The following is a 5,598-nucleotide window of genomic DNA, read 5'->3' as shown; positions in this document are numbered from 1 at the left end:
CCCCTGGTCTTCGATATCCTTGAAGCCGGAGTCAAGAATGCTAAACCCGATGACTTTATAGTATTTACAAACACAGACATAATTCTAGCTCCTTACTTTTACGATGCAGTCATAGATTTATTACAATCAGGGTTTGATGCTATAACCATTAATAGAAATACCCTATCTAAGAAACAGATTTCAATCGATTCATTGGCTATTAATATGGTAGAAAAGGGTAGATATCATCCTGGGTATGACTGTTTGATATTTAGTGTTAAAAATTTTAAAAAATTCGTTAATAATCAAGCCTGTATAGGACGCCCAGCAGTCATGCTCGGATTGATACATAACCGGGTTTATTTTTCCAAACAAATGTTAATGCTAAAGAAAGCTAATTTAACGTTTCATATTGGAGACGACCGTAGTTGGTGTGATCATAACTATAAAGACTATAGTGATTTTAATTTCTCTGAAGCTAAGCTAGGGCTAGAAAAATTACTAGATGATACAGACCAAGGCATTAACTTATTCGAGTATTGCAAAAACAAAAATAATCCAGAAAGGGTGAGATCTCAATTTCTTCATAAATTAGGCAAAACTAGCCACAAAATGCTATAACTAGTAGGGGAAGACGGGATGAGCCTCTAGAGGTATAGGGTTTCTAGGACTCATGAGGTACAGTATTCTTTGACTTTAATTCCCTGTCTTGATGCACCGCATCCCTATTAACTATTCTCTGTTCCCTGTTCCCTGTTGCCTGTTTCCTGTTCCATAAAATCCATAAAATGTGTACCTCATAGCTATGATAATTGCTATAGTTTAGGGTAAGCTCAAGAAAAAATGACCTATATTGTGCATTGCCTGGATATCGGTTGATATTGCCTCTAAACCCTTTTAATATCCTAGAATTATATTCGCAATAGAGTTATTTATTTGATAATATAGTGTTTTTTTATCAATCATCTTAGGCTTATTGATTCTTAGCCTTACCCTGATTCTCTTGAGAACCCCTCCACACTCTTATCTATTCTCTATTCCCTGGTTGCAGCGCTATAATTAGACCTCTTGGAAAAGTATTTTTTGGATAGTATTTGGGTCAATTATTCTCCACTGTTCCCTGTTCCCGTCTTCATGCAGTCGCTCATGGGGGAAACCCCCAAGACCGCGCTGCATCGCTGTTCCCTGTTACCGACTTCTGCAATAAGTCTATTCAAAAAAATACTTAACGGTATCATTTAATAGCTAAAGTCTGTTAAGACGGATATCGTTATTAATTAGTTTTGCAAAGTTTGAATAGTAATTTTTATCTGGAATCCTGCGATGAATCCATCTGGTTGAGTAATTTAGCCAATAGTCAACAATACTGCCAACATCAAGGGCGATTCCCCCTAGATTTTTGATACTATTGCAGTAGATTTTTCCTAAAAAACCGGCAGCAACCAGAAATACCTCTCCTGGATAGGAGACAGTAAGTTCTGAGGAAATTTTCTGGAAGTAGTAAGGATAATGATGGTAATTTTCCTGGTCTTTGTAATTAAAGAGTTGTGAATAGTTAGATTCTGAAGGTATCTGATATAACCGTTTAACTGTCACTCCATATTTTTCCATAAGAACTTCACTAATACCCTCATGACAAGAAATTACTGAACATTCCGTTAAGTGATTTAAAATTAATCGATAAAGTCCCCAAACTTCAAGGTCTTGATGAATATAACACGATGTCAAGGTTTGATGGCTCAATTGATAACTATCCTGTTCTTGATAAAATTTTGGGTCAATTAGGGTATTAATAATGGCAGTAAGACCTCTACAACCTCCTCCATTGTTTTTTTCTAACAACTGTTTTTCTATGGAATTAGAGCTTAAAAATATAAAAAAAAGATAGTATTCAGGAATACCTAGTATATCAGCATTTTTGATAGATATTTTTAAGTTATCACTAAGGTTTTTACAGTCATATCCACTGAGATTTACATCTCCCCACCAACATTTTTTGGCTACGTCACGGTCTCTCTCTTGAAAGTCTTTGAAAGTTTCGTCATAATCTAAAAATGTTCCTTCTCCATCCCCTAATCTTATCAATGACAAAGGAATTTTATTTTTAATGTGATCTAAAATTTTAACAGTAAGTTCATAAGCATCAAAAGGAGAGGTATAAGTATTTAAATAAGAGAGCTTGCAAGTGTTATATAGGTAGTTTAGTTTATCAATTTTTTTTTTAACAAAACGATTATTACTGTCAAAATTTGAGTGATCGCTTAGATAAGTCTTGAGTCGAGCCTGTAAGGATTGATTAGCTTCCCTTACCCAAGTATCTAAGGGCGTTTTTGGGTCAACATTGCTGAGCTTTTCCAGATTAGTAATTTTTTCTAATTCAAATAGACAATGAATTTTCGTTTGATCAACTTTGACCGAATTACCAGAATTCCTCAGACTGAAATCAGTCAAAAATTGATAGGCATCTTGATAATAGCCATGACTAGCTAATAATTGGCAATAGTTTGAGATAAACGTCTCATCAAACTGGTATTGAGTTGATTGAATTTCCTGAAGATATTGCTTTAGTTCATCTATCTTATGAGCACGAACCAGAAACGTCAGGTAACTTTTGTTAAACTGCTTAGATAGTTTCGAGCCACTTCTGTGTTTGATTGTCTCTAGTATTTGTCCTGTTGCTGCCAATTCTCCCAGCTGTAAATGGTTGTCAGCCAGCTCAAGTTTAATCTCGATATTGTCCGGATAGTCTAAGTTGGCTTGTTCCAGGATTTTTTGAGCGTCATGATAGTTTTTTTGTTTTTGGTATATTGTTGCTTCAGTAAGAGCAATTTTGTGGTCTTGGGGAAACCGTAATTTTCCCGTTTTAACCACATTTTGGGCTTCTTCAAACCATGAAATTTTCAATAGTGCAGTAATTTTTTGCAACAAAAACTCAGAATTATTTGGAAAAAGGCTGATCGCTAAATCAAGTCTTTCAAAAGCCAACTTCCACTGCATAGATTCTATCGCGACCAGAGCCAAACCTTTATATCCCTGGGGCTTAGCAGGGTATTTTTGTGAGACTTCCTGGAATACTTGCTCAGCGTCATCAAATCGTTTTAGCCTGATTAATATCTGCCCTTTGCTAAGTAAAGCCGGAATGTGATCTGGGAACAAATCCAGTAATTTATCCCATTTTTCTAGTGCCAACTCCCACTGTTGGGAATGCATAGCCTCACGAGCTAAAGCTTCATACTTATTCATGAAATTACCTGACCATTGATTAGTTCATCTAGGGTGGGCAGTGCATCAGTTCGATTCATTTCCTGGCAAATCCAGTTGCTAGGCACTGTCCACCCTACCATTATTCTGTTAGTCGAGTGGCTGACTACAATAATTTTTGGGATACTTCTGTCTATCTCCCCATTTCCTGCTTCTGACGACTCCCGACTCCCAGGGCGTGCGCTTTCCGTGGGCGAATTAAATTCGCTCAAGGTGCGCGCCTCATAGATTATCCCTATTCAACCAAACTTGATATTAGTCCAGTGCTTGACCCACAAAGTCACCAGAGGCTGCATTATGGGGATTGTAGTAGTTATAGTTTATGCCATTACATAACCGATAATATCCATAGGGCAAGCAGTTTTCTTGGGGCAGTGGTGCTAGAGAATCCTTCTTTAGTAATGTGTAAACCTCTGCTTCAGACCTAGGCTCATAAACACATCCCAACCCAGAGTACATATTGTCCCCTAGCAGTAGAGAGGGTTTACCCCAGTAAGCTGCTTCAGCACCAATGGTTGAATTATAGGTAACCACCACATCAGCCCAGTCTATTAATGCATAGGAGTCAACCTTTGAATCGGGGGGAATCACCTGGAGATTTTTTCCCGTCAACGAATTCCACCAGTTGCGGTCTTCTAATGACTTTTTCTGAAGGTGAGGATGAACTCTAATGGTCAGATAACAGTCCATTTGATTAGACGCCCAAGTGATCAGAGACTTTACTGCTTCCCTTTGATTGTTAAAAATTGGATGTTTGACCAAGTCCCCAATAGCAGAAAATTCATCATCACTAGCAGAGTAGTAGACAATCTGACGATGATTAGCGGTTTGCCCAGGTACGAAACCTTTTTGTTGCTCAGACGTATAATTAGTCGATCCAATGCCCTCTCCTTGCCTTCTATTCTGATAAAAGGTATGTGCTAACTCTTCTCTATCCATACCAGCCTGTTGCCAATAGGTTTTGACCTTTTCGCGCCTATAGGCAAAATCATGAGGGGGTTTCTCAAACAGTTCGTATTGCTTATAGGTTCCTCCGACTTCATAGTATTGAACCTCAACACCAAGCTGTTTAGCGGCCTCAAATATCCCTTTAACGGAAGCAAATCGTCCATTAAACGCACTTATTTTCTGCGGTTTATACTTGAGGATAAGTGCCCTGGCCTTTTCATAAACCATTGCGGAACATCGCAACAATCGTTGTATATGTGGAGAATGGTGATTAGGATCAGGTTCAGATAATTTGGTGTGCCAGATCAAGGAAGAGACTGTAGCTAAACCCAGATCAGCATCGTTGTATTTGTAGGCTCTGAGCTCCTTTAAGCTATGGGGAGCATTTTGGACATAGTTTTGGATACTTAACCGAGTTTCTTCTGACAAAAATTCTTCTGATAAAGTGGTCACACCATAGTTTCTTAAAATACTTTCCACTTTCCATACTTTCTGTTTCCAACTTCGTTTTCCAAACTTTTGAAAACGTCTACTGGGAATAAATCGAATGTCATCGGGATTATCCACATGGATAAACGAAAATCCAGTCTTATTCCCCGCAACTGCTGCCTTGATAGCAATTTCTCCAGCAGTTGCTAGACGAGGAGTAAAAGCAAATGACTCAATTACTAATAGATCCATACTATAGCGTTTGTATTTGAGATGTGAATATAGGATTGATGGGAACAGGGCACAGGGCACAGCTCACATTTGATGTAGGGTGGGCAGTGCACCAGACAAATTCATTTGGTTGCCAATCCCGTTGCTAGGCACTGCCCACCAAAGAAGGGGAGTTGATGTAGGTGGGCAGTTGATGTAGGGTGGGCAGTGCACCAGACCGATTCAGCAAGCTTGTCAATCCCCTTGGTAGGCACTGCCCACCAAAGATTAATCGGTTAAGTTCATGTAGTTAAGTTCATGTATTTTATCTCCGGTGGGCAGTGCACCAGAAGGATTCCGAAGCTGGCCATAGCGTTGCTAGGCACTGCCCACCCTACGATTAATCCCTGCTGCCCCATCTCCCCATCTCCCTCGGTGCGCTTTCCGTAGGCGAATTTAATTCGCCACGGGTCGCACCGCTCCCCATCTCCCCATCTCCCCACCCTCCCGACCCCTAGATTACGGGTATTCAACCAGACTTAATCTTAGTCCAGTGGCTGACCCAAAAAGTCGCCAGTGTATACAGTATTCGGATTGTAATACTTATAGGTCATGCCACAACGTAAACAATAATATCCATAAGGCAAGCAGGTTTCATGGGGCAGCGGTTCTAGAGTATCGTTCTCTAGTAATGGGTAAACCTCTGCTTCAGACCTAGGCTGATAAACACACCCCAGCCCAGAATATAAACTTTCACCCAGAAGTACAGAG

Annotated in this window: 7 protein-coding genes and 1 pseudogene; 2 read left to right on the top strand and 6 right to left on the bottom strand. The window is 39.5% G+C overall.

Annotation, left to right across the window (positions count from 1 at the left end):
- Positions 1-600: hypothetical protein (locus F6K49_RS34520; protein WP_293103911.1), on the top strand; the 600-nt coding region annotated here is incomplete at its 5' end.
- Positions 601-1,073: 473 nt separating this feature from the next.
- A complete protein-coding gene (locus F6K49_RS34515) occupies positions 1,074-1,208 on the top strand; it encodes a hypothetical protein (protein WP_293103908.1) in 135 nt (44 codons plus the stop codon).
- 16 nt (positions 1,209-1,224) lie between these two features.
- On the opposite strand, the gene F6K49_RS34510 is transcribed toward F6K49_RS34515, so the two are convergent.
- From F6K49_RS34510 to F6K49_RS34490, 6 genes and pseudogenes are all read right to left on the bottom strand, one after another.
- Positions 1,225-2,964, bottom strand: a complete 1,740-nt coding sequence (locus F6K49_RS34510; protein ID WP_293103905.1) for a tetratricopeptide repeat protein — start codon at positions 2,962-2,964, stop codon at positions 1,225-1,227.
- A 54-nt stretch (positions 2,965-3,018) separates the two neighbouring features.
- Positions 3,019-3,222 (bottom strand): annotated as a pseudogene (locus F6K49_RS53755) (tetratricopeptide repeat protein); the annotation flags it as partial.
- Complete coding sequence (locus tag F6K49_RS34505) at positions 3,219-3,452, bottom strand: hypothetical protein (protein ID WP_293103902.1); 234 nt, start codon at positions 3,450-3,452, stop codon at positions 3,219-3,221. The pseudogene F6K49_RS53755 and the gene F6K49_RS34505, both read right to left, overlap by 4 nt.
- A gap of 43 nt (positions 3,453-3,495) precedes the next feature.
- A complete protein-coding gene (locus F6K49_RS34500) occupies positions 3,496-4,869 on the bottom strand; it encodes a hypothetical protein (RefSeq protein WP_293103899.1) in 1,374 nt (457 codons plus the stop codon).
- Between the two features lie 260 nt (positions 4,870-5,129).
- A complete protein-coding gene (locus F6K49_RS34495; RefSeq protein ID WP_293103894.1) occupies positions 5,130-5,330 on the bottom strand; it encodes a hypothetical protein in 201 nt (66 codons plus the stop codon).
- 42 nt (positions 5,331-5,372) lie between these two features.
- The coding region (locus F6K49_RS34490; RefSeq protein ID WP_293103891.1) for a hypothetical protein at positions 5,373-5,598 on the bottom strand (226 nt) is incomplete at its 5' end.

Source organism: Moorena sp. SIO3I6 (assembly GCF_010672095.1).
This window is presented reverse-complemented; position numbering and strand designations above follow the sequence as displayed.

Excerpts from the sequence above, each read along its gene's own strand:
- F6K49_RS34500 (WP_293103899.1), bottom strand. The coding sequence starts at position 4,869 with ATGGATCTATTAGTAATTGAGTCATTTGCTTTTACTCCTCGTCTAGCA.